The organism is Pseudomonas sp. BF-B-30 (assembly GCF_019956305.1).
GTDB classification, from domain to species: domain Bacteria; phylum Pseudomonadota; class Gammaproteobacteria; order Pseudomonadales; family Pseudomonadaceae; genus Aquipseudomonas; species Aquipseudomonas jessenii.
In genome coordinates this window covers 16,436-41,382 of record NZ_JAHBDG010000082.1, presented here as the reverse complement: position 1 = coordinate 41,382, position 24,947 = coordinate 16,436, and the positions used below count along the sequence as shown (strand labels likewise).

Below are 24,947 nucleotides of genomic sequence, written 5' to 3'. Positions count from 1 at the left end.
GCGGCGGCCGGTTCTGGCGTCGCGAATCATTGAAAACGGCTATTAATTCGATAGCCAGCTATTTTTCAAAGATGGTCTACCCTCTGTTTAGACGTCTGAAACAAGGGGGCTTCTCCATGCTCGCGCATCTTCCACCGGCCTTACAGAATCTGCAATTGCCGCTTCGCCTGAGACTCTGGGATGGCCATGAATTCAATCTGGGGCCGACGCCCAGTGTCACGATTGTGGTCAAGGACCCACAAATGGTCACCCAGTTTACCCATCCAAGTCTGGACGCCCTTGGTGCTGCATTTGTCGAAGGCAAACTTGAGCTTGAAGGCTCCATCAGCGATGTGATCCGCGTCTGCGATGAATGGAGCCAGGCGTTGCTGGATGAAGGCGACGACAATCAGCCGGTTCGTAACGCCCACGACAAAGAGATGGACGCCAAGGCGATTTCCTACCACTACGACCTTTCCAACGCGTTCTATCAGCTGTGGCTCGACAGCGACATGGCATATTCCTGCGCCTATTTCGAGACCGGCAGCGAATCCCTGGAACAAGCCCAGCAAGCCAAGTTCCGTCATTTGTGCCGCAAGCTGCGCCTGCAGCCCGGCGAGTATCTGCTGGATGTGGGTTGTGGTTGGGGCGGATTGGCGCGTTTTGCTGCGCGAGAATTTGGCGCGAAAGTGTTCGGCATCACCCTCAGCAAGGAGCAGTTGGCCCTGGCCCGGGAACGCGTAAAAGCGGAAGGCCTGGAGGACCTGGTCGAACTGCAACTGCTCGACTATCGCGATCTGCCGCAGGATGGCCGTTTCGACAAGGTTGTCAGCGTCGGCATGTTCGAACACGTCGGTCACGCCAATCTTGCCGAGTACTGCAAGACCCTGTTCGGCGCGGTGAAAGACGGTGGCCTGGTGATGAACCATGGGATCACCGCCAAATACACCGACGGCCGTCCGGTGGGACGCGGTGCCGGTGAATTCATTGGAAAATATGTGTTCCCCAACGGCGAGTTGCCGCACTTGTCGATGATCTCTGCCGAGATCAGTGAAGCCGGGCTGGAAATCGTCGACGTCGAGAGCTTGCGTCTGCACTACGCACGTACGCTCGATCACTGGAGCGAACGCCTGGAGGACAACCTCGAAGCGGCCTCCAGACTCGTACCGGAACAAGCCCTGCGTATCTGGCGACTGTACCTGGCCGGTTGCGCTTACGCCTTTGCCCGGGGCTGGATCAACCTGCACCAGATTCTCGCGGTGAAGGCCCACGCCGATGGCAGTCATGAACTGCCATGGACCCGTGACGATATCTACCTCTAGAGAACCGGCGAAATAAGCCGGGCGACCCGCATGCCGACCTGCTGCAGGCGGTGAGTCTCCCGGCCTTCTCCTTTGGCGATTTCGTGGGCGTTGGCGAAATCATCGTTGAGCATCTGTTCCACCTCTGCGGCAAAGGCGCTGTCGACGGTCAGCAACATCACTTCGAAATTCAGCCGGAACGAACGGTTGTCCAGGTTGGCGCTGCCGATGGCGCTGATTTCGTGGTCGATCAACACCACTTTCTGGTGCAGGAAACCGGGCTCGTAACGGAACACCCGAACACCGGCGCGCACGGCTTCGAAGGCGTAGAGGCTGGAGGCGGCGTAGACGATTCGATGGTCGGGTCGAGACGGCAACAGCAGCCGCACATCCACACCCCGCAGGACCGCCAGACGCAACGCTGCGAATACGGCTTCATCGGGGATGAAGTACGGGCTGGTGATCCAGATCCGTTCCGTCGCTGCATGGATCGCTTCGACAAAGAACAGAGAACAGGTTTCGTAGGCGTCTGCCGGCCCGCTGGCGAGCAACTGGCACAGCACGCCGTCTTCCGGATAAACCTCGGGCAGGATCAGTGGCGGCAGGGCATGAGCCACCCAGAACCAGTCTTCAGCGAAAGACTCCTGCATGCACGCCACCACTGGCCCGCGCACTTGCACGTGGGTATCGCGCCAAGGGGCCAGGGGCGGTTTCTCGCCCATGTATTCATCACCGACGTTGTGCCCGCCAACGAAGCCGAGAATGCCGTCCACCACCACAATTTTGCGATGGTTACGGAAGTTCACCTGAAAGCGATTGAACCAGCCATTACGGGGGCCAAAAGCCTTGACCTCGACCCCGCCATCACGCAAGGCCTGCACGTAGCCGTTGGGTAGGGAATGGCTGCCGATTCGGTCATACAACAGATAGATCGCTACGCCTTCGGCGGCTTTCTTCAACAGCAAAGTCTGCAGGCGTTGACCGAGACGGTCGTCGTGGACGATGAAAAACTGGATCAGCACGGCCTCTTTCGCTTGGCCGATGGCATCGAAAATGGCCTCGAACGTCGACTGGCCGTTGATCAACAACCGCATCTGGTTATTGGCCAGGCAGGGCATGTGTCCGAGCTTGGGCATCGCTCTGAGCGAGGCGTAGGCAGAAGAAGCGCGGGCGGTGAGGGCTTCTTCTACCCAGGGCCGCCAGTTGAGTTCGGAAACAGCCTTGCGCATCTCGTCGTTGGCCTGCCGCCGGGCCTTGATGTAGCCATCAAAGGTGCTGCGGCCGAACATCAGGTAAGGGATCAGCGTCAGGTAAGGGATGAAAAACAGCGACAGGGCCCAGGCGATCGAGCCTTGGGCGGTACGGACGGTCAACACGGCGTGTATGGCCGCAATCATGCCCAGCGAGTGCAACAGGGCGATGGTATAACCGAAAATATGTGGTCCGAAGTAATCCATGGGGGCTGCCTTGCTCCTGAAGATTCAGTGCTTAACAGACCATGTTCCGTGCAGAATGTCGCTAATTAATTCGACCATGAACCGAAGCCCGCGGCTGACGTCTAACGGCCACTACTGATCAGGAGTTACTCGATGAACGTTCGTCTGCTGGGTTTGGCCATGGCACTGGGTTTGGCACTTCCTGTGGCGGCTCACGCGCAAATGCTGCAACCAGGATTGTGGGAGCTGACCACGAGCAACATGAAGGTCGACGAGCAGAATATGCCGGACCTGCAATTGATCCTCGGCCAGATCCAGAACCAGATGACTCCCGAGCAGCGTGCGCAGCTGGAAAAGCAGGGCATCACCATGGGCGGTAAAGGGATCCGGGCGTGCCTGACCCCTGAACAGGTCAAGACCGACAACATTCCGCTGACCGATCCGCAGTCGGGCTGCAAACAGGAAATCACCGACCGCTCCGGCAATCAGTGGAAATTCCGTTTCAGCTGCCCGAAAGCCCAGGGAGCCGGCGTGGCGACGTTCCTCAGTGATCGTGAATTCACCACCAAGGTCAACGGGACGTTCAACGCCACCGGCATTCAGCAGAAGGGCAGCCTCGAGTCCCGCGCCGTCTGGTTGGGGCAGGATTGCGGCACGGTGAAGCCAAGAGCTTAAAAAGCTTCGCGAGCAGGCTCGCTCCCACATTGGTTATGTGTCGCACACAAATCCCCTGTGGGAGCGAGCCTGCTCGCGAAAGCGTCCATTCAACCGCCCTGAATCCCCGGCCGACTTAACCACTCACACGCCGCCTCGACAGCCATCCGGCCAAAATCCTCCCCCGTGCGACTGCGCACACTGACGAACCCCCCAGCCTGTTCCATTTCGCCAACCACGACCAGGAACGGCACGGTCTGGCTGTGCTGGCGAATCTTGTAGCGGACCTTTTCGTTTCGCAGGTCGGCCTTTGCATGCACGCCTTTTTGGCGCAAGGACTCGGTCACCGCTTGTGCATAAGTCGCCTGACGTTCATCCATGCTCACGACGACCACATGGGGTGGAACGCGCCAGTGTTGCAGCTCCTGATGGCTGGACCAGCAGGTGCCGTAGATCCGTTGTTGCAACGTGCCGCTGATGTGATCGAGGGCAAACGCCTGCAAGACTTTGGTGGTTGGGACGTGCGGTCCATGGCTCTGGTACTCGGCGTCCCCCAGACGGTACAGCGACACGGCTTCGCGCGCCGGCCGACGACGGATCGAGTGATTGGTTGCTGCCAATGACTGCATACGCGCTTCGATTAGAGGCAGGTCTGCGGGGGTCAGCGGTTGCTCGACTGCAAACTCGTAATAGAAACCGTCACCCAGTTCCTTTCCCGCACGCAATTGCGCATGAGGGTGGAGTTGCTTGACTGCCATGGCCAGCATCAATGCACAGGAGCGACGCAGGATCTCCAGGCCGTCCGGCTCCCGGGGGGTGACAATGCTGACCCGGGCATCCGCCTCGATCAGGTATTCGCAGTCCACCAGTACACCATTGACCCTTCCCGCGACGGCCGCGATGGCCAGTTCGGGGCCGATGCTGGCGGCCACCTCGTGCACGGACAGCGGCTGGTCGTACTCACGCAATGAACCATCGGGCAGGGTGATCTGGATCATGGTCGGCGTACTCTGGTGCTTCTAACGAGCGTTATCGCATAAACCGTAGGGGTGCTTCATTAAGACGTTTGTCATGCCAGGCAATTTGTCCTGACACGATGGCTGGTTTTGGCCGCCAGTGTGGTGATTGGCAAAATCTGGTCCGCGACCGGTTCCAGCAACGCGGGCATTGCGAATCAGCGCGCTACTCATGCTCAGAACTCGTTTTGCAGGGCCTTGTAGCCGCGTACCAGGTCGACGTTGGTGCGCGCCACATCTTCGGAAAATTCCGAAGCACTGACGCTCACCGGCGGGTATTGCGAGAGGTCGGTGTTGGGGCCGATCCGCGTGGTGGAAGGTACGTAGAAAGCTTCAGGCAGGTCACGACCATCGACCACCGAGTTGTGCCGCACCACGCAACCGTCACCGACCACGCAGTTGAACAGCACGCTGTTGAAGCCGATGAACACTCGATTGCCAACGGTGCAGGGCCCATGAACGATCGAGCGGTGGGCGATGGAACTGAATTCGCCGATGGTCACCGCCGCACCGGATTTGGAGTGGATCACCACGCCGTCCTGGATGTTCGAGTTGGCGCCGATGGTGATCGGCTGCATGTCGCCCGAGTCATCGACTTCGTCAGCACGTATCACCGCGTAGGGGCCGACGAACACGTTCTCCCCGATCACCACTTTGCCGCAGATGATTGCCGTCTTGTCGACGTAGGCCGATTCGGCAATCAGCGGTAAATCTCCAGAGGGGTTCTTGCGGATCATGGCTTGCTCAACGCGTTGTAAAGGGTGTTGAGGTTGTACTCGAACAACCCTGTGAAGGTGCTGGCCGGACCACTCGCCGCCAGGGCATCGGAGTACAGCGTGCCGCCGATCTGAGCGCCGCTTTCATCCGCGATCTGCTTGAGCAGGCGGGCGTCCTTGATGTTTTCCATGAACACCGCCTTGACCTTGGCCTGACGAATCTGGGTAATCAGTGCGGCCACTTCGGCGGCTGAAGGCTCGCGCTCGGTTGAGAGTCCTTGAGGTGCCATGAACTCGATGCCGTAGGCTTGGCCGAGATAACCGAAGGCATCATGGGACGTCACGACCTTGCGGTTGCCCGGTGGCAGTGAGCCGAGTTTGGCCTTGGCTTCGGCGAGCAGGGTGTAGACCTGTTTCAGGTACAGCTGGCTGTTGCGCTCATAGTCGGCGGTGTTCGCCGGGTCAGCGGCGATCAGCGCTTTGGTGATGTTGGTGATGTACAGCTCGGTGTTCGCCAGGTTATGCCAGGCGTGCGGGTCGGGAACGGTTTCGCCGTCTTCATCCAGGCTACGGGGTATGACACCGTGGCTTGCGCTGATGACCGGCGCCCGAGTCTCCGTGCTCGTCACCAGGCGATCCAGCCAGGGCTCGAAACCCAGGCCGTTCTTGATGATGAGCCTGGCCTTGAGCAGCGCTTTGGCGTCGTCCGGTGTCGGCTCGTACGTGTGCGCATCCGCGTCCGGGCCGACCATGTTGGTGATCTGGATGTGATCCTTGCCAACCTGCCGGGTCATGTCGGCAAGGATGCTGAAGCTGGTGACCACCTGAAGTTTTTCGGCGGCAGACAGTGACATCGACACCATCAAGCTGAACAGCACAAGTAAAGCGCGCATCGGTTAACACCTCATTGGGATGTGAGCAAAGGCGGGTGGCGCAGCAAGCCGTGCACCGGCCCAAACACCACGGACAACAGATATCCACCGCCGGCCACCAACACGATTGCCGGGCCACTGGGCAGCGAGTAATAGAACGAGATCAATAAACCGAGCCATACCGAGAGGCTGCCGAGCACGGTGGCGACGACGATCAGTATTGGCAGGCGGCGACTCCAGAAACGTGCCGCGGCGGCAGGCAACATCATCAGGCCGACTACCATCAACGCGCCGATCGCCTGGAAGCCGATGACCAGATTCAACACCACCAGCGTCAGGAATACGCCGTGGGCCAGTGGGCCGAGTCGGCTGACGGTTTGCAGAAAAAGTGGGTCGAGGGTGTCGAGCAGCAGTGGTTTGTAGATCAGTGCCATGGCCATCAGGCTCAGGCCCGAGACCCAAAGCATGCCGGTCAAGGTCGGGCCGTCGACTGCCAGCGCGGAACCAAACAGCAGGTGCAACAGGTCCAGGCGTTTGCCGGCGATGCCGAGAATCAGCACGCCACCGGCCAGGGAAATCGGGTAGATCGCCGCAAGGCTGGCGTCCTCTCGCAGGCCGGTGCGTCGCGTAATCCAGGCCGCGAGGCCTGCCATGCTCAGGCCCGCGCCGAGGCCACCGATGGTCAACGCCGGGAGGCTCAACCCGGCAAACCAGAAACCTAACGCCGCACCGGGGAGGATGCCGTGGGCGACGGCATCACCGATCAGGCTCATGCGTCTGAGGATCAGAAATACCCCCAGGGGCGCCGTGCTGCATGCCAGGACCAATCCACCGAGAAGCGCTCGGCGCATGAACACGAATTCGTGGAACGGTTGCCAGAGATGCGCGGCAGCGATCATCAGGCCACCTGCGATTGAGGTTGTTGGCGGATCAGTTCGGCGCTCGGGCCGAATACACAACCGTTGCTTTTGATCAGCAATGTATGTGGGATGTGCTCGCGAACAGCGGCGAGGTCATGGCACACGACCACCAGTGTCCGGCCGTCGAGGTGCCAATCGTGTATGTGTTTCCAGAGCAATGCCTGACCGAGTTCATCGAGGGCCGCGTGGGGTTCATCGAGCAACAGCACGGGTGCGTCTGTCAGGCTCAATCGGGCGAGCAGGGCGCGTTGCAATTCGCCGCCGGAAAGGGCCATCAAGGGTCGATCTTCCAGGCCATTCAGGCACCAGTTTTCGAGGACGGTTGCCAGTCGTTGGCTACGGATTACCGGTGATTGTTTGTTGCCCCAGAAACCGGCGGCGACCAATGCCTGAAGGCTGATCGGAAATTGCCTGTCCAAGTGTTGTTGCTGGGGCAGGAACGACACACCGCCCTTGAGTGGAACCTCCAGTCGAACCTTTCCGGCCAACGGTTTTTGCAGGCCGGCGATGACCTTCAGCAGGCTGCTTTTCCCGGAGCCGTTCGCACCGATGATGGCAGTCAGGCTGCCATTCGACAGTTCGAAGTCCAGCGCTGGCGTCAGTGGCTGCCCCAGTGCGCCCCAGCGCAAGGCGTGGCAACCGATCATGCGACCTCCCAGTTGAAACGGCTTTCGGCTACGGCGTCGTGGGCGTGCAGGCTTTCGGCGTGGATCACACGAATGTGGAAGGCGTTAATGCCCGTGGAGCGCTTCAGGGCCAGATTCAAGCGGCGTGCGGCGTCCTCACAGAACATCAGGTTCTGACCATTGGCGAGGGCGAAGGCCTGTTCGTCGGCGCGTTTTACCGCTGTTTGAACGGCTGTGCCGAGTGCGGCTTCAGCGTCATTGATGACGGCAATCAGAGGCAACTCGTCCAAAAAATCAGCCAGCCGTACGCGCAACTTTGCGCTGCTGCGTTGGCTGTGAGGTGTGGCGACGATGCCATTCGTGGAGCCGAGCCACGCTAAAACGTCGGCGTGTTGCAGTGGCTTGTTGGTGAAATCATCGACGAACTGCTGCTGAATCAACTGTCGAGAAAGAGCAGCAGAACACGGGCAGGTTGAGGAATAAGGCACCTCGATTTTTAGTTCCACGTGGAACATTGCGTTTTTCAAACGTGCTTCGATGCTGATCGGATAGCTTTTCCAGCCCGCCAATGGACTGATTAGCGCGGGCCTTTTCAGCAACAAATCGGCGTGAAGGGTCAAGTGGGCGCTGCTGGACAGCCCTTCATGGCTCTCAAGAAAACGCTGCAAAACCCGCCGCAATAAAGCCGCTGAAAGGCTTTCCTGTTCCAACAATTCAAGTGCCAGATAGAGCCGTGACATGTGAATGCCACGCGCGTTGCCATCGTCGAGGCTCACGCCGGCATCGGCCTTTGCATTCAGTCGTTGGCCCTCAAACAAAACGGGAAGAGCAATGCCGCACATGCCCACCCACTCCAGTGGCAGGGCTTGGCGTGAGGCCTGCGCGGCGATATCCGGCAGAGTCAGCGCATTCATGAGCAGGTCCATCGTGGGAGTTGATTGGTAATGTTATAGTATTACGATCAAGTCGACGATGCCTTTTTCATGAACAGGTCTTCATCATGCACAGACGTCATTTGCCTGGCAGCAAGAGCAGAAAAACAAGCCGGCCTAACAGCCAGCGATCCGGCTGCAGGTGAACCTGGCGCTGCTTCCGCCGGAGCTGGAAAACCGGTTGATCGTGGTCCAGCCGACGCGCCGGTTGTAGCCAACCCAGGTCTCGCCGTCGGAAGCGATACCGGTGAAAAACGTAAGCTGGCCGTAGCGGCTGCTGGTTTGTGCCCAATAGCGTTTTCCGGCTACTTCGAAACCCCGCAAATAGATCGTGCTTCCGGCGGTATTGACGCTGTAGGCGTTGCCATCCGCATCCACGCAGGCCAGCAGGTTGGCGCTGCGAGTGCACTTGGCCAGGCTCGGGACCTGTGCCATCGCGTCGGCAGCCACCAGCAGGGGGAGCATGATCAATACGGGTTTAAGGGCGTTGCGCATGGGCTTTCTCACGAGGGTAGCGGCGTTCAGCATCCTGTCGTTTGCCCTGCTGAGCAAGAGGGGATGGCTTATTGATGTTGTTACAGTATAACATTGTGTAAGCCCGACACAGCGACCGGGCATCCCTGTGAGGAATATACAGATGTCCAATCGACTCCCCGTGACCGTTCTCTCCGGCTTTCTTGGTGCCGGAAAAAGTACACTTATTAATTACATACTACGTAATCGCGATGGTTTGCGGGTTGCAGTCATCGTCAACGATATGAGCGAAATCAACGTCGATGGCACCGAAGTCCAGCGCGATGTCAGCCTTAATCGGGCTGAAGAACGGTTGGTGGAAATGAGTAACGGGTGTATTTGCTGTACGTTACGTGAAGATTTGCTGGAGGAAGTGAGCCAACTCGCCAGGGAGGGTCGCTTCGACTATCTGCTGATCGAGTCCACTGGTATTTCCGAACCGCTGCCGGTGGCGGAAACCTTTACCTTCCGCGATGAAAACGGCCAGAGCCTCAACGACATCGCACGTCTGGACACCATGGTCACGGTGGTCGATGGCATGAACTTCCTGCTCGATTACCAGGCTGCCGATAGCCTGGCTTCCCGAGGAGAAACACTAGGGGAGGAAGACGAACGTTCGATTACCGATCTGTTGATTGAGCAGGTCGAGTTCGCCGATGTGATTTTGCTCAGCAAGATCGACTTGATCAGCAGCCACCAGCGTGAGGAGTTGATCGCCATACTTGAACGGCTCAACGCCAGGGCGGAAATCATTGCGATGTCGATGGGTGAAATCCCCTTGAACAAGATTCTCAACACCGGTCGTTTTGACTTCGAAAAGGCTGCCCAGGCACCGGGATGGTTGCAGGAGCTGCGCGGCGAGCATGTGCCGGAAACCGAAGAATACGGCATTGCTTCCAGTGCTTACCGGGCTCGCCGACCGTTCCATCCACAGCGTTTCTTCAACTTCATCGACGGTCCTTGGGACAACGGCAAACTGCTGCGCTCCAAGGGCTTTTTCTGGCTGGCGAGCAAGCACATGGATGCCGGCAGCTGGTCTCAGGCCGGTGGTTTGATGCGCTACGGCTTCGCCGGACGCTGGTGGCGTTTCGTACCGAAAAACCAATGGCCGCAAGACGAAGAAAGTACCGCCGGGATCATGAAAAACTGGACCGCTGACAGCGGGGACTGTCGTCAGGAACTGGTTTTCATCGGCCAGAACATCGACTTCACGCAGCTTGCGGCCGAGCTGGACGCATGTCTGCTGACCGATGAGGAAATGGCGCTGGGCGTAGAGGGCTGGCATTTGCTGCCTGATCCATTCGGCCCTTGGTACGAAGAAGCTGCCTGATCCTCTGCTGGCGCTTCAGGGCCTGATCCAGGTGCCCTGGTTCTGGGCCTCGCAGTACGGCTGCAAATACGCCGCGTCGGTGGCAACGTCGTAATAGTGAATATCCTGTCGGTAGGGCATATTGGCGACTTGGGCGTTGCTGCAGATACCAAATGCGCCGCCGGGACATTGATCGACATACTGCACATCGACTTTCTGCCCAGCCAGGTTCGGTTGGCAGAAACCATCGGCGAAGAGTTTTGGCGGGATGTTGCGGTTCTGCTGGCAAACCTGGACATCAAGCCGCTCGCCCTGGCTATGAACCACACAAGCCTGGGCCAGCGCTTCGCCTGAAACGAGTGCCAGGAGCAACGCCAAGCCAATCAACCGCATCCATCACCTCCTCAGAAATCATCAACCATGCTGCAGAATATCCCCACTCATGTCATTGCCGGCCCCTTGGGTGCCGGCAAGACCAGCCTGATCAAGCACCTGCTGGCCCAGCGCCCGGCTGGCGAGCGGTGGGCGGTGTTGATCAACGAGTTTGGCCAGATCGGTCTCGACGCTGCGCTACTGACCCAGGACGCCGATGGTATCGCACTGGGGGAAGTGGCCGGGGGCTGCTTGTGTTGCGTCAACGGTGCGCCGTTTCAGATTGGTCTTGGGCGCTTGTTGCGCAAGGCACAACCGGATCGGCTGTTCATCGAACCCTCGGGGCTGGGGCATCCGGCGCAGCTGCTCAGGCAATTGAGCGAAGCGCCGTGGCAAGGCGTATTGGCTGTCCAGCCTTGTGTGCTGGTGTTGGATGCCCAGTCGCTCGCCGCGGGCAAACCGCTGCCGGATGTTCAACAGCAAGCGCTGGGCCATGCGGGATTGTTACTGTTGAACAAGTCTGAAGAACTCGAAGAAGAAAGCCGCCAGCGAATCACCGGGCAATTGCCGCCGCTCCCCCTGCACTGGACGCAACAGGCGGCTTTACCCTTGAGCGAGTTGCCGGGGCTGCATGCCAAAGCGCTGGCAGGTGTGGATAACTTCGTCTTGCCCAAGGGATTGGCGCGGCTGCCGGCGGTCTGGAGTGATCCCGCGTTGCCCATTTGCTTGAGTCAGGAACAGGACGGAGGCTGGAGCATCGGATGGCGTTGGCACCCAAGCCAGGTGTTTGATGCCGCTCTGGTTGGCCGGTGGCTTGACTGCCTTGGCTGGAAGCGGGCGAAGCTGGTTATCCACAGCGCCCACGGGTGGGTCTCGGCGAACGCTGTGGATAACTCGGTGCTGGACTGGCAGCCCAGTGAATGGCGGCAGGATTCGCGTATCGAGCTGATTTTCAGTGAAACGCAGAACGCAGAACGACTGCAGCGTGAGCTGGCAGCATGTCGATCCGGATCGGGTTAATGGCTCAAGGTCGCCACTTGGTGTGTTCCTGACGCCACTGGCTCAGCTCGATCACTTGCGCGCGAGGTTTCGCCACTTCGACCACCGGTTCGGTTTCGTCGAACGGGACCGGGTAGGGCGCGAGCTCAATCTGTGCGCTGTGAGCGCCGAATTGGGTGATGGTACCGTTGTGGCGGGTTTCGCCCGTCACGGTGAACTCGAAGTTATACACACGGGCCAGGCGTCGCCGACCACTGGCATCCCTGATGAACGCGATTCTTTTCAAGGCCACGTTGCCGTCGAGCAATTCGATCCCGAGTTTGCCGCAATGCTGCTTGACCCGCTCCAGCGCGCGCTCGCGCAAGCCGTGGTTGTGCCATAGCCATGCGCCGGCAGTGGCGAACAGCATCAGCACGAATATATTTCCAAGGGTCAGCATCAACAGGGTGCTCCAACAAGATAGTGTCAGCTTAACTGTGTCGCTGGTCTGTCGTACAGGCTGCGTTTAGTCGCATACTGCGCGGCTAGAATTTCAATCGTTTTACGGAAATCCACCGCATGAAACGTACACCGCATTTGCTCGCTATCCAGTCCCACGTGGTATTCGGTCACGCCGGCAACAGTGCCGCGGTATTCCCGATGCAACGGGTCGGGGTGAATGTCTGGCCGCTCAACACTGTGCAGTTCTCCAATCACACCCAGTACGGTCAGTGGGCCGGTGAAGTGTTGGCGCCGCACCAGATACCTGACCTGGTCGAAGGCATCGCGGCGATTGGCGAGCTGGGCAACTGCGATGCGGTGCTCTCCGGTTACCTCGGCAGTGCGGCCCAGGGCCGGGCGATCCTGACGGGGGTGGAGCGGATCAAGTCGATGAACCCCAAGGCGCTGTACCTGTGTGACCCGGTCATGGGGCATCCGGAGAAGGGCTGCAGTGTTCCGGCGGAGGTCAGTGATTTTCTGCTGGAGGAGGCCGCCGCCGTGGCGGACTTCATGTGCCCGAACCAGCTGGAGCTGGACAGCTTCTCCGGACGCAAGCCGCAGTCGCTGTTCGATTGCCTGGCAATGGCGCGTGCATTGTTGGTGCGCGGTCCGAAAGCGGTGCTGGTCAAGCATCTGGACTACCCAGGCAAGTCTGCTGAGGTCTTCGAGATGCTGCTGGTGACGGCCGAAGGCAGCTGGCATTTGCAGCGCCCGTTGCTGGCGTTCCCGCGTCAGCCGGTGGGCGTGGGCGATCTGACGTCCGGCCTGTTCCTGGCGCGTGTGCTGCTGGGCGACAGCCTGGTGGCCGCGTTCGAGTTCACGGCATCGGCGGTGCATGAAGTACTGCTGGAAACCCAGGCTTGTGCCAGCTACGAGTTGGAACTGGTTCGGGCTCAGGACCGGATTGCCCATCCGCGGGTGCGGTTCGAGGCGACCTCGATCAGCCTTTGATTCTGCGTTGCCCCCATTCGCGAGCAGGCTCCCACATTTGATCTTCGGTATTGCATAGATCCAGTGTGGGAGCGGGCTTGCTCGCGAATGGCTATCTAACGAACACCATCAGCCTGACAGACCAGCTCAGGCGTCGCCCTTGATTTCCTGATAGCGCTTTTCCAGCTCCTGACGAATCTGCCGACGCTGCTGGGCCTGCATATAGCGGCGCTTGTCTTCGCTGTTCTGCGGTTGCAGCGGTGGTACCGATGCAGGTTTACGCTGCTCATCCACCGCGACCATGGTGAAGAAGCAACTGTTGGTATGGCGCACCGAGCGTTCGCGGATGTTCTCGGTCACCACTTTGATGCCCACCTCCATGGAGGTGTTGCCGGTGTAGTTGACCGAGGCCAGGAAGGTCACCAGTTCGCCGACATGGATCGGCTCACGGAAAATGACCTGATCCACCGACAAGGTCACCACATAGCGGCCGGCATAACGGCTGGCGCAGGCGTAGGCCACTTCGTCGAGGTATTTGAGCAGGGTGCCGCCGTGAACATTGCCAGAGAAATTGGCCATGTCGGGGGTCATCAATACCGTCATCGACAGCTGGGCGTTTCCGGGTTCCATAGCATTCTCACGGGTCAAGGCCAGGTTTGAGGGATGCACCTCTGCGGGTGCCTCGGCGGTTTTTTTTCAAACCAACAGTTATCGGGACGCCGGGTGCCGGGTCGCCGTCACGCCGGATCGATCTGTTTCCATATATTGCACCGCCTTTCTGCCAGAAGTCGCGGTGTTACCCTGCAAAAAAGCCCCGCCTCAAGGGCATTTCCTACGTGCAATTCCGATTTTTGTTCTGCTCGATCAGACTTTTCCTGCGTCCGGGGATCGAGCAATACCACCCAGGGAGTCTCACGCCATGCATGCCATCAGTTTCATTCAGGATCTGGCAGTGATCATGTTGATCGCAGGCGTGGTCACCGTGGTCTTCCATCGCCTGAAACAACCGGTGGTACTGGGATACATCGTCGCCGGTTTCATCATTGGCCCGCACACCCCGCCATTCGGCCTGATCCACGACGAAGAAACCATCAAGACCCTGGCCGAGCTCGGTGTGATATTCCTGATGTTCTGCCTGGGCCTGGAGTTCAGCCTGCGCAAGTTGTTCAAGGTCGGTGCCACGGCATTCATCGCGGCATTCCTGGAAATCGTGCTGATGATCTGGATCGGCTACGAGATCGGTCGCTGGTTCGACTGGAACACCATGGATTCACTGTTCCTCGGCGCGATCCTGGCGATTTCCTCGACCACCATCATCGTCAAGGCGCTCAATGATCTGAAGCTGAAAAACGAGCGGTTTGCCCAGTTGATATTCGGAGTGCTGATCGTCGAAGACATTCTGGGCATCGGCATCATCGCGCTGCTGTCCAGCATCGCAGTCAGCGGTACGGTCAGCTCCGGCGAAGTGTTTTCCACGGTCGGCAAACTGTCGCTGTTCATGATCGTCGCCTTGGTCATTGGCATCCTGATGGTGCCGCGACTGTTGGCCTACGTCGCCAGATTCGAAAGCAACGAAATGCTGCTGATCACGGTGCTGGGCCTGTGTTTTGGCTTCTGCCTGCTAGTGGTCAAGCTTGAATACAGCATGGTCCTCGGTGCATTCCTGATCGGCGCGATCATGGCGGAATCCCGGCAACTGCTGAAAATCGAGCGTTTGATTGAACCGGTTCGCGATCTTTTCAGTGCGATTTTCTTTGTGGCCATCGGGCTGATGCTCGATCCGGCAATCCTGCTTCAGTACGCCTGGCCAATCGCGGTAATCACCGTAGCCGTGGTGCTCGGCAAGATGTTGTCCTGCGGCCTTGGTGCATTTATCGCCGGCAATGACGGACGTACCTCACTGCGAGTCGGGATGGGTCTTTCACAGATTGGCGAATTCTCTTTCATCATCGCGGCACTGGGCATGACGTTGCAGGTCACCAGTAACTTTTTATACCCCGTGGCTGTGGCGGTTTCGGTGATCACGACCCTGCTGACGCCTTATCTGATCCGTGCGGCTGATCCATTGTCGATCAAGCTTGCCAGCGCGATGCCAGAACGCTTGGGGCGGGTGCTGGGGATGTATGGCGAATGGCTGCGCAGCATCCAGCCGCAGGGTGAGGGCGCGTTACTGGCATCCATGATTCGCAGGATCTTGCTGCAGGTGGGCGTCAATCTAGCGCTGGTGATCGCGATCTTCTTCTCGGGCGCGTACTTCGCCGAACGCATGTCGGCTTACCTGCAAGGCTGGATCAGCGATCCGAGCTGGCAAAAGGCGTTGATCTGGGGCGGGGCGCTGTTGTTATCGCTGCCTTTTTTGATTGCGGCGTACCGCAAGCTAAAGGCGCTGTCGATGTTGCTCGCGGAAATGGGCGTGAAGCCGGAGATGGCCGGGCGCCACACGCAGCGAGTGCGCCGGGTGATCGCCGAAGTGATCCCGATCCTGTCGCTGCTGGTGATCTTTTTTCTGCTGGCAGCCTTGTCGGCCAGTATTCTGCCGACCAACAAGTTGCTGGTACTGATCGCCGTGGTCGCGGCCGCCGTGGCGGCGCTGTTGTGGCGCTGGTTCATTCGTGTGCATACGCGGATGCAGGTGGCGTTGCTGGAAACCCTCGACAATCACAAGGAGTCGTCCGGGCATTGACCACCCCGCGGCGTTGACTGGATCAGCTTTCCAGCCAGACGTCCCGTGCCCAGTGCCAAACCGACTCCCAGGTCTCTTCGGCGATCAGTTCTTCTTCGGCCTGCCAAAGCACCACGGTGCCGTCTTCTTCGACACAATAGTAGTCATCACCGTCCTGGCAGATCGGGATCAGGCTGCGATCGACGCCGGCGTCCCAGGCGTTGGCGGCAACGTCGGGCAGGTAGGTGTGGGATTGCGGGTCGGTCACAGTGACCGGTTCCAGGCTGCCGTAGACCACATCGCTGACGGTCAGCAGAAATTCTCTGAAGACGAACGGAATGTCGATGAACAGTTGTTCTTCGATTTCGACCAGCAGGTCTTCGTCGGGCAACTCCAAGGGGACCGGTACCGGTTCGTTGGCTTCACGCAGTTGTTCGATGATTTCTTCCACGTCCGGGATCCTCTTGCTTGTATGGCGCGGTTTATATGGGGCGGTTTATACAGTAGCTTGCTATAGATGCAACCGCGAAATAGAAAACCCCGGCCTGGGCCGGGGTTTTGTTTACAACAAGTGAAACGCGGAGGGTGATCAGCCGTTCTGGCGGATACCGGCTACCAGCCAAGGCTGGTTTTCGCCCTGTGCACGTTCCATGTTCCAGCTTTCGCTGAAGACTTCGCCCTGGTCGAAACGCGAGGTTTTCGACAGGCCAGTGAAGGTCAGGGTGGCGATGGTCTTGTCGGCGCGATCGTCCACACCGTCCAGCTGTACATTGAGGTTATCGATGTAGGTGGACTGGAAGCCGTCGCCCAGGTCAGCACGTTCACGCTTGAGGAACTCCAGCATTTGCGGAGTCACGAACTCGGCGATCTTGTCCATTTCGTTGGCGTCCCAGTGCTGTTGCAGGGACTGGAAGTGATTGCGTGCCGCTTCGACGAAGTTTCCTTCGTTGAACCAGGCTGGGGCGTTGATCACCGGGCGAGCGGCAACAGGCGCTGCCGAACCACCGAAGATCGAACCGCCGGCAGGCTTTTGTTCGAACGCCTCACGTTGCATCGGCGCGTGGCCAGCCGGAGCGTACTGCTCCTGCTGCTTGCGACGACGGGCGGCGATAAAACGGAAGACCAGGAACGCAATGACGGCCATGATCAGGATGTCGAAGATCTGCATGCCCTGGAAGCCGTCACCCATGAACATGGATGCGAGCAGGCCACCGGCCGCGATACCGGCCAGTGGGCCGAGCCAGCGCGAAGCGCCACCGGCCTTGGCAGCAGCGCCAGCGGCACCGGCAGCACCAGCGGTCGCCGCAGCGCCACCCATGCCTGGAGAAGAAGGAGCCATCTGGCTGGTCTGGTGAGTCGGCGCAGCGCCTGCGCTTTTGCCACCACCGAAGCGCTTGGCGGCATTGACGTCGAGACTCATCGTCAGGCCGATGCACAACGCCATGGCGATGCTAAGAAAACGTTTCATAAAGGGAATTCCCATTTGTGGAAGGCACGCGCGCCATGTTGCACAGGTGAAGTGTTGCTGGCTAGCGGCAGAGTGTTTCGGGCTTTTGCCTGACAGGTCGTGTTCAGCTCCAGTCCGTGCAATAAGGCCTTTTGACTTTGATCTGTCAGATGAGTGGACAGGGCTTGTAGGACGCTTGCCTAGCGTCGCAGGGCAAGCATGACCACCCCGGCCGTGATCAGGCCTATTCCGCCCCATTGGCGCAAGTCGAGTTTTTCACCCAGCAGGACAACGCCAAGGACAGCCACCAGCACCACGCTGAGTTTGTCCACTGGAGCAACCAGTGACGCCGGACCGACCTTGAGTGCGCGGAAATAGCAGATCCACGATGCACCGGTGGCAAGGCCCGACAACAGCAGGAACAGGTAGCTCTTCGCAGAGATCGATCCCAAGGACTGATATTGGCCCGTGGCGTACAAAATCAAGGCCAGGCTGACCAATACCACTATCGTACGCAGCAGGGTGGCGAAGTCGGAGTTGACGTTTTCGATGCCGACTTTCGCGAAAATGGCGGTCATTGCCGCGAATGCCGCGGATAACAGGGCCCAGAATGTCCAGGAGGAAAAAAAGCCTGAGCCCATGACGGTTCCTTGATTGCTTACATGAACCTGGAGACTACACAGAACCTTGTGGGAGCGGGCTTGCTCGCGAAAGCGGAGTGTCAGGCAACATCGATAGAGAGTGATCCACCGTATTCGCGAGCAAGCCCGCTCCCACATTGATCCTTCGACGATCTTTAGATTGCTTCCAGTTTGGCATAACCCAGCATCAACCACTTGCTGCCTTCGCTGAAGTTCACCTGCACCCGGGCCTGAGCCCCGGCGCCTTCGAAGTTGAGGATCACACCGTCACCGAAGATCGAGTGGCGCACAGTCTGGCCCAGGCTGAAGCCGGTCTGCGGAATCTCGCTGCCGCTGAACAGGTTGCTGCCACTCATCGACTGGTTGCCACCGAACGGACGGCTGACGCTGTTGGACAGCCGCACCTCCTGAATCAGGCCTTTCGGAACTTCGCGTACGAAGCGCGACACCTTGTTGTAGGTCTCGCTGCCATACAGGCGGCGGGTTTCGGCGAAGGTCATCACCAGGTTCTGCATGGCCCGGGTGATGCCTACGTAGGCCAGACGACGCTCTTCCTCCAGGCGGCCGGGTTCTTCCAGGCTCATCTTGTGCGGGAACAGGCCTTCTTCCATGCCCACCAGGAACACGTAAGGGAACTCCAGGCCTTTGGCGCTGTGCAGGGTCATCAGCTGGATGCTGTCTTCGTGCTCGTCGGCCTGGGTATCACCGGCTTCCAGCGACGCATGACCAAGGAATGCTGCCAATGGCGTCAGGTCTTCGTCTTCTTCGCTGTTTTCGAAGTTGCGCGCGGCGCTGACCAGTTCCTCAAGGTTTTCTACCCGGGCCTGGCCTTTCTCGCCTTTTTCCGCTTCGTGATAGGCGATCAGCCCCGACTGCTCGATGACGGTCTGGGTCATCAGGTGCAGTGGCATTTCCATGCACTTGGCGGCGAGGTTCTCGATCAGCTCGATAAACGCGCCGAGGGCACCGGCTGCGCGACCGGTCAGGCCTTTGTTGGCCACCAGTTGGCGCATCGCTTCCCACATCGACACATCGCTGTGGCGCGCATGGTCGCGGATCGCTTCGACGGTTTTCTCGCCGATGCCACGGGCCGGTACGTTGATGACCCGTTCCAGCGCAGCATCGTTACCGCGGCCTTCGAGCAAGCGCATGTAGGCCATGGCGTTCTTGATTTCGGCGCGTTCGAAGAAGCGCTGACCGCCATAGATGCGGTAGGGAATGCGCTCGCGCAGCAAGGCTTCTTCCAGAACCCGCGACTGGGCGTTGGAGCGGTACAGAATCGCGATATCGCTTCGAGACAAGCCGGTTTTCAGCGCGCTTTCGATGGTTTCGACAACGTAGCGTGCTTCGTCGTGCTCGTTGAAGGCGGCGTACAGGTTGATCGCTTCTCCGTCGCCACCGTCTGTCCAAAGCTCTTTGCCCAGGCGCCCGGTGTTGTTGGCGATCAAGGCGTTGGCAGCCTTCAGGATGCCGGCGGTGGAGCGATAGTTCTGCTCCAGGCGAATGGTTTCGGCGTCCGGGAAGTCTTCGGAATACTGGTAGATGTTCTCGATTTTCGCGCCGCGCCAGCCGTAGATCGACTGGTCGTCGTCGCCCACCACCATCAGGCTGTCGCCACCCTTGGCCAACAGGCGCAACCAGGCGTATTGCACGGCGTTGGTGTCCTGGAACTCGTCTACCAGAATGTGCCGGAAACGCTTTTGATAGTGAGCGAGCAGGCCTGGGTGATCGCGCCACAGATCGAGTGCGCGCAGCAGCAATTCGGAGAAGTCGATGACACCGGCACGCAGGCAGGCGGCCTCGTAGGCCTCATAGATACCGCGCATGGTTGCCAGGAACAGGTCGCCACTGGCTTGAATGTGTTGCGGGCGCAGGCCTTCGTCTTTCTGGCCGTTGATGAACCATTGGGCCTGACGGGCCGGCCAACGCTGTTCGTCCAGGCCGAGCTCGCGGATCACCCGCTTGACCAACCGCTGCTGGTCATCGCTGTCGAGAATCTGGAAGGTCTGGCTTAAGCCCGCTTCCTGCCAGTGTGCCCGCAGAAGGCGATGCGCCAGGCCGTGGAAGGTGCCAACCCACATGCCGGCCGGGTTGATACCCATCAACTGCTCGATGCGCTGGCGCATCTCGGCAGCGGCCTTGTTGGTGAAGGTCACCGACAGGATGGAGTGGGGCGAGGCGTTTTCGACCTGGATCAACCAGGCGATACGGTGCACCAGCACTCGGGTTTTACCGGAACCAGCACCGGCCAGGACCAACTGACGACCCACGGGGGCCGCTACGGCCTGGCGTTGGGCATCGTTGAGGGAGTTCAGCAGAAGGGAGAGATCATCGCGCATCGGGGCATTCTAGGGGGCCGCGACACACCGGGCAAACCCCGCTTCGCTTTAACCGATGAAAGTTATGCGAAGGACGACCGGTCAGTCATCGGCTGCAGGCATTGGCGGGGCGTGCCTTCAGCATTTTCAGTGGCATCGGCGTCCGAAAAAATTGGCGATTTATTGATCAGCAGCAGTTTGGTCCGGGCAATTGCTTGTGTATGCTCCGAGCAGTTTCGGGCACATGCTCATCATTATAAGAACAAGAACATCGCCTATGACCCTCAGCTTCGACCTGTCGGGCCCCACTGTGGAGCCCCGGGTGATCCGTAAACAGTACGCCATGGAAATGGCGGTCGAGCGCACGCGCCTGTTGTATCAAGGCTCGCTGCTGCCCACGTTGTTCATGCTGATCAATGGCCTGGTCTGTGCCGGTTTGCTCTGGAGCCCGCAGCGCTATTTCCTGGTCAGTGTCTGGCTGGTGTGGTTGTTGTCATTGGTGGCATTGCGGGTGATTCAGGTCGCAGCCTTTGATTCGGCCATTCCCAACCGTCAGGCCCATCCCATCTGGCGGCGGATGTTTCTGCTGGGCTCCGGCCTCACCGGTCTGACCCTGGCCGGTGCCGGCATCGCCCTGGTTCCCGCCGATAACTTCATTCAGCAAGCCTGGGTCTTCGGCCTCATCGGTGCCGCAGCGCTCTCGGCCAGCGTGGCTTATGCGGTCAGCTTGCCGGCCTTCCTGTCATTCACCTTGCCCTGCCTGTTGCCGGCCATCGCCTATATGTTCTGGGGGGCTGACGAACAGCAGCAAGGTTGGGGCTGGTTCGGGCTGATCCTGCTCGGTGCGTTGAGCGTGGTTGCCTGGCAAGTCAATCGATTGATCGATCGGGGCTTGATGCGACGCTTTCAGAACCAGGCACTGATCGAGCATCTGCAGCAGGCGCAAAGCTGCAGTGATCAGCTCAATCAGAAGCTGGCCAAGGAGATAGAACAGCGCCGACGTGCCGAGGACGAATTGCGAGAGATCCAGGTCGACCTGGAAAACCGAGTCGCTCAGCGCAGCCTGGAACTGGACGCCGCCAATCAGGCACTGAGCAAGAGTGAGGCGCGCCTGGCGCTGGCATTGAAGGCCAGCGAGTTGGGGTTGTGGGACTGGAATCTGCAAACCGACGAAGTCCATCACACACAAATTCAGGAATTGTTCGGCCTGGAGCCGGAACAGGTCACGGCGATATTGCGTCACCTCAAGCCGCGCCTTCACCCCGAGGATCTTCCTGCGCTGAAAAGGGCGCTGGTCGAGCATTTGAAGGGCCGCACCGAGGACTATCAAATCGAGTATCGCGTGCGGCATGGCGACGGCCACTGGGTCTGGATCGAGGACCGCGGGCGGGCAGTCGAGCGTGCCGACAACGGCCGGGTGATTCGCATGGTCGGCACTCGCCGCGATATCAGCGCCAGCAAAAGTCTGGAAGAGCAGCGGCAATTGGCGGCGACCGTGTTCGAGGCGGCCAGCGAAGGGATCGTGATTTTCGATCCTAACTACGTCCTGATCGCGATCAATCAAGCCTTCAGTCGGGTGACCGGTTATGACATCGACGACATGATCGGACGCAATGTCGTCGAGTTGCCATGCAGTCGCGATGCGCGTAGGCATTACTCCGCGATACATCAGGCGCTGGAACAGCAAGGCAGCTGGCAGGGCGAATTGGTGGAAACCCGCAAGAACGGCGAGATGTATCCGCAATGGCTGCAACTGAATGCCGTGCGCGATGTCCGGGGAAATGTGAGCCATATTGTGGGCTTCTTCGCTGATCTCTCGGCTCGTCGAGAGTCCGAACAGCGTATGCGCTATCTGACCCATTACGACGAACTTACCGGTCTGGCCAACCGCGCGATGTTTCGCGAACGACTCAACGAGGCTCATCAACGAGTGCGGCAGGGCGGTTATCGCAGCCTGGCGTTGCTGCACATCAATCTCGATCGGTTCAAGCAACTCAACGACAGCCTGGGGCATGAAGTCGCCGATCAGTTATTGCAGAAAATGGCCCGGCGACTGGTGAATGCATTGCCTGAAGCAGACACCATCGCGCGCCTTTCCGGTGATGAGTTTGCCGTGCTGTTCAATTCCTACGGCAACCTTTCGAGCCTGGCGAGAGTGGCGACTCGTCTGGCGAACAAGTTGCGTTTGCCGGTGAGCATTGACGGGCATGAGCTGGTGCTCAGCGCGTCGATGGGCATCAGCTTGTTGCCGGACAGCGCGCGGGAAGTATCGGCACTGGTCAGTCAGTCGAACATGGCAATGCAGCACGCCAAACACCTGGGTGGCGATAATTTCCAGTTTTACACCGACAGCTTGCAAGCCAGCACGTTGGAGCGTTTACAGCTGGAAAACCACTTGCGCAAAGCCATCGAAGACAAACAACTGAAGGTGTTTTACCAACCGAAACTGTGCCTGGCCACTGGCAGGTTGAATGCCGCAGAAGCCTTGGTGCGTTGGGATCATCCGACCATGGGCCGCGTGCCGCCGGGGGATTTCATTGGTCTGGCTGAAGAAACCGGATTGATCGGCCCGATCGGTGAGTTCGTGCTGCGTCAGGCCTGCTGGCAAGCCTGTGAGTGGCAACGGCAGGGACTCGAAGCAATTCGGGTGTCGGTCAATCTGTCGGTGCATCAATTGCGCCAAGGCAAGCTGGTCAGTCTGGTGCGGCAGGTGCTGGAAGAGACCGGGCTGGCGCCGCATCTGCTGGAGCTGGAACTCACTGAAAGCCAGTTGCTCGATAGCGTCGAACATATCATCGCGACCTTCCAGCAATTGCGTGATCTGGGGGTGAAGCTGGCCATCGATGATTTCGGCACGGGGTATTCGTCTCTGAGTTACCTCAAGCGGATTCCGGTGGATTACGTGAAGATCGATCAGGCGTTTATCCGGGGGCTGGGGGAAGGCACCGAGGATGCGGCGATCACCCGGGCGATCATTGCCATGGCTCATGGCTTGTCATTGAAGGTCGTCGCGGAAGGCGTGGAGCGGCAGGAGCAGCTTGAGTTTCTCAAGAGTGAGCGCTGCGACGAGGTTCAGGGTTACCTGATCAGTCGGCCGGTGGAGGCGCAAAGCTTGGCAGCCTTGCTAAGAGAGCCACGCGTCGAATGAATTGCTATCGTAATATCATGCCTCCCGACGGTAATAGTTAACCGGCGGGAGGCACGGTGTTACGTAAGGATGAAAACTAATTAGTCGGTGATTACAATCTCATCGATGTGATGCAGTAATCCGCCGTTGTAAAAGATACCAACGCTGGTTGGGGCGTGGTTTCCAAGCACTTTGTATTCTACTATTTTGTCTGTTAAAACCGGCAGTGAAATATCAGCAGTACGCTCAAGGACCAGCTCCAGAGGCAGAAAAGGAGTGTCCTGTACCTGGCTTAATACCAGCTTGGGTGTAATGCCGGAGTTGGCAACGGTTACAGTGCCGAATACTCGAAAAGAAGCGGCGCCAGGCATACGGTCAATTTGTACAGTCCAGTTTTTTGTTTGAATGCTCATTGTATTTAATTCCTTTTTAATAAGTTGTTTTGCTCCTGCGCAATTAATGTAGCAAGGTCAGCTTTGTTTTTGGTGATACTTGTTCTGGGACTATGTAAGTTTGTATGTTTGATTTTATTTGTTATTTAGTCGTTATCTGAACTTCCAGTGGCTCGATCGGAGGTTATCGTTTTCTTGTGGGCCTGATCGATCACTGGTTTACATCTGTCGACGAGGGCTACATGAGGTGTCCGCACCTGAAATCGAGGGATTCGGTAACGCATTGAGCAGGCAAAAAGCCGATTCATGTAGTATAACTACAAGCGTGCTACATCCCCGGCACCTGCCAATAACAAAGAGTCCAGCCCTTTGAATCTGCTGCAACACATCGCCCAGTCTCGCCACCTGTTACGCAAGTCGGAGCTCAAGGTCGCCGACCACGTGCTGCTTGATCCTGCGGCCGTGATGCACAGTTCCATGGCCGACCTGGCCCACAGCGTGGGCATCAGCGAACCGACCATCGTGCGTTTTTGCCGTGCCATCGGTTGTTCCGGCTTTCAGGACCTGAAGCTGAAGCTGGCCCAGAGCCTGGCGGCAGGTGCAAGTTTTGGCCAGTTTGCGATCCATGAGGATGATTCGGTCGCTGACTACAGCCTGAAAATTTTCGACACCACCCTGCATACGCTGATGGAGGTTCGCGAGAAACTCGATCCGCTGGAATTGCAGCGGGCGGTGACGCTGATGTCCCAGGCCCAGCGTGTCGAGTTCTATGGCTTTGGTGCCTCGGGTGCGGTCGCGGCGGACGCCCAGCACAAGTTCTTCCGCTTGCTGCTCACCGCTGCGGCGTATTCCGATCCGCACATGCAGGCGATGTCGGCCGTGACGCTCAAGCCAACCGACGTGGCGATCTGCATTTCCCAGTCCGGGCGCTCCAAGGACCTGCTGATCACTGCCAACCTGGTGCGTGAAAGCGGTGCCTCGTTGATCACCTTGTGCCCGAGCCAGACGCCGTTGGCCGAACTGTCTACGGTCAATCTGGCGATCGATGTGCATGAAGACACTGAAATCTATACGCCGCTGACTTCGCGTATCGCCCACCTGGTGGTGATCGACGTGCTGGCGATGGGCGTGGCCATGGCGCGTGGCCCGAGCCTGGTCAACCACCTCAAGAGCGTCAAGCGCAGCCTGCGCAGCTTGCGGTTGTCGCCCAAGTCGGTGAAAGCGCTGGACGATTGAGCCAGGCCTGAGATTGCATGAAGGTCGTTCCGACCTTATCGCGAGCAAGCTCGCTCCCACATTTGATCA

The 24,947-nt window shown here is 58.8% G+C and carries 24 protein-coding genes; 8 read left to right on the top strand and 16 right to left on the bottom strand.

The window, feature by feature from the left end; all coding sequences use genetic code 11:
- The first annotated feature begins 116 nt into the window (after nt 1-116).
- The gene (cfaB, locus tag KGB29_RS27100) at nt 117-1,301 is read left to right on the top strand and encodes a C17 cyclopropane fatty acid synthase CfaB (RefSeq protein ID WP_057712681.1); all 1,185 of its coding nucleotides are present in this window, start codon (nt 117-119) and stop codon (nt 1,299-1,301) included.
- Here the strand turns inward: cfaB and cls are convergent.
- Nucleotides 1,298-2,737: a cardiolipin synthase gene (cls, locus tag KGB29_RS27095; protein ID WP_154860855.1), complete on the bottom strand. Its 1,440-nt coding sequence runs from the start codon at nt 2,735-2,737 to the stop codon at nt 1,298-1,300. The genes cfaB and cls overlap by 4 nt on opposite strands.
- Nucleotides 2,738-2,869: 132 nt before the next feature.
- Here cls and KGB29_RS27090 point away from each other — a divergent pair, with 132 nt between their 5' ends.
- Nucleotides 2,870-3,391 carry a DUF3617 domain-containing protein gene (locus KGB29_RS27090; RefSeq protein ID WP_057712683.1) on the top strand — a complete coding sequence of 174 codons (522 nt, stop codon included), beginning with the start codon at nt 2,870-2,872 and terminating at the stop codon, nt 3,389-3,391.
- Nucleotides 3,392-3,480: 89 nt separating this feature from the next.
- On the opposite strand, the gene KGB29_RS27085 is transcribed toward KGB29_RS27090, so the two are convergent.
- The 7 genes from KGB29_RS27085 to KGB29_RS27055 form a co-directional block, all read right to left on the bottom strand.
- The gene (locus KGB29_RS27085; RefSeq protein WP_057712684.1) at nt 3,481-4,368 is read right to left on the bottom strand and encodes a His/Gly/Thr/Pro-type tRNA ligase C-terminal domain-containing protein; all 888 of its coding nucleotides are present in this window, start codon (nt 4,366-4,368) and stop codon (nt 3,481-3,483) included.
- Between the two features lie 194 nt (nt 4,369-4,562).
- The gene (locus KGB29_RS27080) at nt 4,563-5,123 is read right to left on the bottom strand and encodes a carbonate dehydratase (protein WP_057712685.1); all 561 of its coding nucleotides are present in this window, start codon (nt 5,121-5,123) and stop codon (nt 4,563-4,565) included.
- Nucleotides 5,120-5,995: a metal ABC transporter substrate-binding protein gene (locus tag KGB29_RS27075; RefSeq protein ID WP_154909756.1), complete on the bottom strand. Its 876-nt coding sequence runs from the start codon at nt 5,993-5,995 to the stop codon at nt 5,120-5,122. Before KGB29_RS27075 ends, KGB29_RS27080 begins: the two co-directional genes overlap by 4 nt.
- Nucleotides 5,996-6,006: 11 nt before the next feature.
- A complete protein-coding gene (locus KGB29_RS27070; protein WP_150812687.1) occupies nt 6,007-6,873 on the bottom strand; it encodes a metal ABC transporter permease in 867 nt (288 codons plus the stop codon).
- The gene (locus KGB29_RS27065; protein WP_154909758.1) at nt 6,873-7,541 is read right to left on the bottom strand and encodes a metal ABC transporter ATP-binding protein; all 669 of its coding nucleotides are present in this window, start codon (nt 7,539-7,541) and stop codon (nt 6,873-6,875) included. The genes KGB29_RS27070 and KGB29_RS27065 overlap by 1 nt, the downstream gene beginning before the upstream one ends.
- A complete protein-coding gene (folE2, locus tag KGB29_RS27060; protein ID WP_154860858.1) occupies nt 7,538-8,434 on the bottom strand; it encodes a GTP cyclohydrolase FolE2 in 897 nt (298 codons plus the stop codon). The genes KGB29_RS27065 and folE2 overlap by 4 nt, the downstream gene beginning before the upstream one ends.
- Before the next feature lie 135 nt (nt 8,435-8,569).
- Nucleotides 8,570-8,947, bottom strand: coding sequence for a glutamine synthetase (locus KGB29_RS27055; RefSeq protein ID WP_154909760.1), 378 nt, complete (start codon nt 8,945-8,947; stop codon nt 8,570-8,572).
- Between the two features lie 142 nt (nt 8,948-9,089).
- Here KGB29_RS27055 and zigA point away from each other — a divergent pair, with 142 nt between their 5' ends.
- Nucleotides 9,090-10,295 (top strand): zinc metallochaperone GTPase ZigA, encoded by a 1,206-nt coding sequence (zigA, locus tag KGB29_RS27050; protein WP_154909761.1) that lies wholly within the window; start codon nt 9,090-9,092, stop codon nt 10,293-10,295.
- A gap of 15 nt (nt 10,296-10,310) precedes the next feature.
- Here zigA and KGB29_RS27045 read toward each other — a convergent pair whose 3' ends face one another.
- Entirely contained in the window at nt 10,311-10,667 is a 357-nt protein-coding gene (locus KGB29_RS27045; RefSeq protein ID WP_154909763.1) for an NADH:ubiquinone oxidoreductase, read from the bottom strand.
- Nucleotides 10,668-10,694: 27 nt separating this feature from the next.
- On the opposite strand from KGB29_RS27045, the gene KGB29_RS27040 reads away from it, so the two are divergent.
- The gene (locus KGB29_RS27040; protein ID WP_223616501.1) at nt 10,695-11,666 is read left to right on the top strand and encodes a CobW family GTP-binding protein; all 972 of its coding nucleotides are present in this window, start codon (nt 10,695-10,697) and stop codon (nt 11,664-11,666) included.
- Nucleotides 11,667-11,670: 4 nt separating this feature from the next.
- Here the strand turns inward: KGB29_RS27040 and KGB29_RS27035 are convergent, their stop codons facing one another.
- Entirely contained in the window at nt 11,671-12,084 is a 414-nt protein-coding gene (locus KGB29_RS27035; protein ID WP_150812694.1) for a DUF3301 domain-containing protein, read from the bottom strand.
- Nucleotides 12,085-12,203: 119 nt separating this feature from the next.
- On the opposite strand from KGB29_RS27035, the gene pdxY reads away from it, so the two are divergent.
- Nucleotides 12,204-13,076: a pyridoxal kinase PdxY gene (gene pdxY, locus KGB29_RS27030; protein WP_057712695.1), complete on the top strand. Its 873-nt coding sequence runs from the start codon at nt 12,204-12,206 to the stop codon at nt 13,074-13,076.
- A 126-nt stretch (nt 13,077-13,202) separates the two neighbouring features.
- Here the strand turns inward: pdxY and KGB29_RS27025 are convergent, their stop codons facing one another.
- Nucleotides 13,203-13,685, bottom strand: coding sequence for an acyl-CoA thioesterase (locus KGB29_RS27025; protein ID WP_057712696.1), 483 nt, complete (start codon nt 13,683-13,685; stop codon nt 13,203-13,205).
- A gap of 289 nt (nt 13,686-13,974) precedes the next feature.
- On the opposite strand from KGB29_RS27025, the gene KGB29_RS27020 reads away from it, so the two are divergent.
- Complete coding sequence (locus tag KGB29_RS27020) at nt 13,975-15,738, top strand: cation:proton antiporter (RefSeq protein WP_057712697.1); 1,764 nt, start codon at nt 13,975-13,977, stop codon at nt 15,736-15,738.
- A gap of 22 nt (nt 15,739-15,760) precedes the next feature.
- On the opposite strand, the gene KGB29_RS27015 is transcribed toward KGB29_RS27020, so the two are convergent.
- The 4 genes from KGB29_RS27015 to uvrD all read right to left on the bottom strand — a co-directional run bounded on the left by KGB29_RS27015 (nt 15,761) and on the right by uvrD (nt 20,144).
- Nucleotides 15,761-16,168: an SMI1/KNR4 family protein gene (locus tag KGB29_RS27015; protein WP_003187120.1), complete on the bottom strand. Its 408-nt coding sequence runs from the start codon at nt 16,166-16,168 to the stop codon at nt 15,761-15,763.
- Nucleotides 16,169-16,306: 138 nt separating this feature from the next.
- Nucleotides 16,307-17,185, bottom strand: a complete 879-nt coding sequence (locus tag KGB29_RS27010) for a Tim44 domain-containing protein (protein ID WP_057712698.1) — start codon at nt 17,183-17,185, stop codon at nt 16,307-16,309.
- Nucleotides 17,186-17,364: 179 nt separating this feature from the next.
- Nucleotides 17,365-17,805: an EamA family transporter gene (locus KGB29_RS27005; RefSeq protein WP_007971691.1), complete on the bottom strand. Its 441-nt coding sequence runs from the start codon at nt 17,803-17,805 to the stop codon at nt 17,365-17,367.
- Nucleotides 17,806-17,960: 155 nt separating this feature from the next.
- Nucleotides 17,961-20,144, bottom strand: coding sequence for a DNA helicase II (gene uvrD, locus KGB29_RS27000; protein WP_057712700.1), 2,184 nt, complete (start codon nt 20,142-20,144; stop codon nt 17,961-17,963).
- A gap of 256 nt (nt 20,145-20,400) precedes the next feature.
- Between uvrD and KGB29_RS26995 the strand changes: the two genes are divergently transcribed.
- Nucleotides 20,401-23,271, top strand: a complete 2,871-nt coding sequence (locus KGB29_RS26995; protein WP_154909767.1) for an EAL domain-containing protein — start codon at nt 20,401-20,403, stop codon at nt 23,269-23,271.
- A gap of 80 nt (nt 23,272-23,351) precedes the next feature.
- Here KGB29_RS26995 and KGB29_RS26990 read toward each other — a convergent pair whose 3' ends face one another.
- Entirely contained in the window at nt 23,352-23,663 is a 312-nt protein-coding gene (locus KGB29_RS26990; RefSeq protein WP_150812697.1) for a hypothetical protein, read from the bottom strand.
- Between the two features lie 348 nt (nt 23,664-24,011).
- Between KGB29_RS26990 and hexR the strand changes: the two genes are divergently transcribed.
- Nucleotides 24,012-24,878 carry a transcriptional regulator HexR gene (gene hexR / locus KGB29_RS26985; protein WP_007954250.1) on the top strand — a complete coding sequence of 289 codons (867 nt, stop codon included), beginning with the start codon at nt 24,012-24,014 and terminating at the stop codon, nt 24,876-24,878.
- The last annotated feature ends 69 nt before the right edge of the window (nt 24,879-24,947 follow it).

Bases quoted from the DNA above. Each gene is read 5' to 3' on its own strand.
- cfaB (WP_057712681.1), top strand. From the start codon at position 117: ATGCTCGCGCATCTTCCACCGGCCTTACAGAATCTGCAATTGCCGCTT.
- cls (WP_154860855.1), bottom strand. From the start codon at position 2,737: ATGGATTACTTCGGACCACATATTTTCGGTTATACCATCGCCCTGTTG.
- KGB29_RS27090 (WP_057712683.1), top strand. From the start codon at position 2,870: ATGAACGTTCGTCTGCTGGGTTTGGCCATGGCACTGGGTTTGGCACTT.
- KGB29_RS27085 (WP_057712684.1), bottom strand. From the start codon at position 4,368: ATGATCCAGATCACCCTGCCCGATGGTTCATTGCGTGAGTACGACCAG.
- KGB29_RS27080 (WP_057712685.1), bottom strand. From the start codon at position 5,123: ATGATCCGCAAGAACCCCTCTGGAGATTTACCGCTGATTGCCGAATCG.
- KGB29_RS27075 (WP_154909756.1), bottom strand. From the start codon at position 5,995: ATGCGCGCTTTACTTGTGCTGTTCAGCTTGATGGTGTCGATGTCACTG.
- KGB29_RS27070 (WP_150812687.1), bottom strand. From the start codon at position 6,873: ATGATCGCTGCCGCGCATCTCTGGCAACCGTTCCACGAATTCGTGTTC.
- KGB29_RS27065 (WP_154909758.1), bottom strand. From the start codon at position 7,541: ATGATCGGTTGCCACGCCTTGCGCTGGGGCGCACTGGGGCAGCCACTG.
- folE2 (WP_154860858.1), bottom strand. From the start codon at position 8,434: ATGAATGCGCTGACTCTGCCGGATATCGCCGCGCAGGCCTCACGCCAA.
- KGB29_RS27055 (WP_154909760.1), bottom strand. From the start codon at position 8,947: ATGCGCAACGCCCTTAAACCCGTATTGATCATGCTCCCCCTGCTGGTG.
- zigA (WP_154909761.1), top strand. From the start codon at position 9,090: ATGTCCAATCGACTCCCCGTGACCGTTCTCTCCGGCTTTCTTGGTGCC.
- KGB29_RS27045 (WP_154909763.1), bottom strand. From the start codon at position 10,667: ATGCGGTTGATTGGCTTGGCGTTGCTCCTGGCACTCGTTTCAGGCGAA.
- KGB29_RS27040 (WP_223616501.1), top strand. From the start codon at position 10,695: ATGCTGCAGAATATCCCCACTCATGTCATTGCCGGCCCCTTGGGTGCC.
- KGB29_RS27035 (WP_150812694.1), bottom strand. From the start codon at position 12,084: ATGCTGACCCTTGGAAATATATTCGTGCTGATGCTGTTCGCCACTGCC.
- pdxY (WP_057712695.1), top strand. From the start codon at position 12,204: ATGAAACGTACACCGCATTTGCTCGCTATCCAGTCCCACGTGGTATTC.
- KGB29_RS27025 (WP_057712696.1), bottom strand. From the start codon at position 13,685: ATGGAACCCGGAAACGCCCAGCTGTCGATGACGGTATTGATGACCCCC.
- KGB29_RS27020 (WP_057712697.1), top strand. From the start codon at position 13,975: ATGCATGCCATCAGTTTCATTCAGGATCTGGCAGTGATCATGTTGATC.
- KGB29_RS27010 (WP_057712698.1), bottom strand. From the start codon at position 17,185: ATGAAACGTTTTCTTAGCATCGCCATGGCGTTGTGCATCGGCCTGACG.
- KGB29_RS27005 (WP_007971691.1), bottom strand. From the start codon at position 17,805: ATGGGCTCAGGCTTTTTTTCCTCCTGGACATTCTGGGCCCTGTTATCC.
- uvrD (WP_057712700.1), bottom strand. From the start codon at position 20,144: ATGCGCGATGATCTCTCCCTTCTGCTGAACTCCCTCAACGATGCCCAA.
- KGB29_RS26995 (WP_154909767.1), top strand. From the start codon at position 20,401: ATGACCCTCAGCTTCGACCTGTCGGGCCCCACTGTGGAGCCCCGGGTG.
- KGB29_RS26990 (WP_150812697.1), bottom strand. From the start codon at position 23,663: ATGAGCATTCAAACAAAAAACTGGACTGTACAAATTGACCGTATGCCT.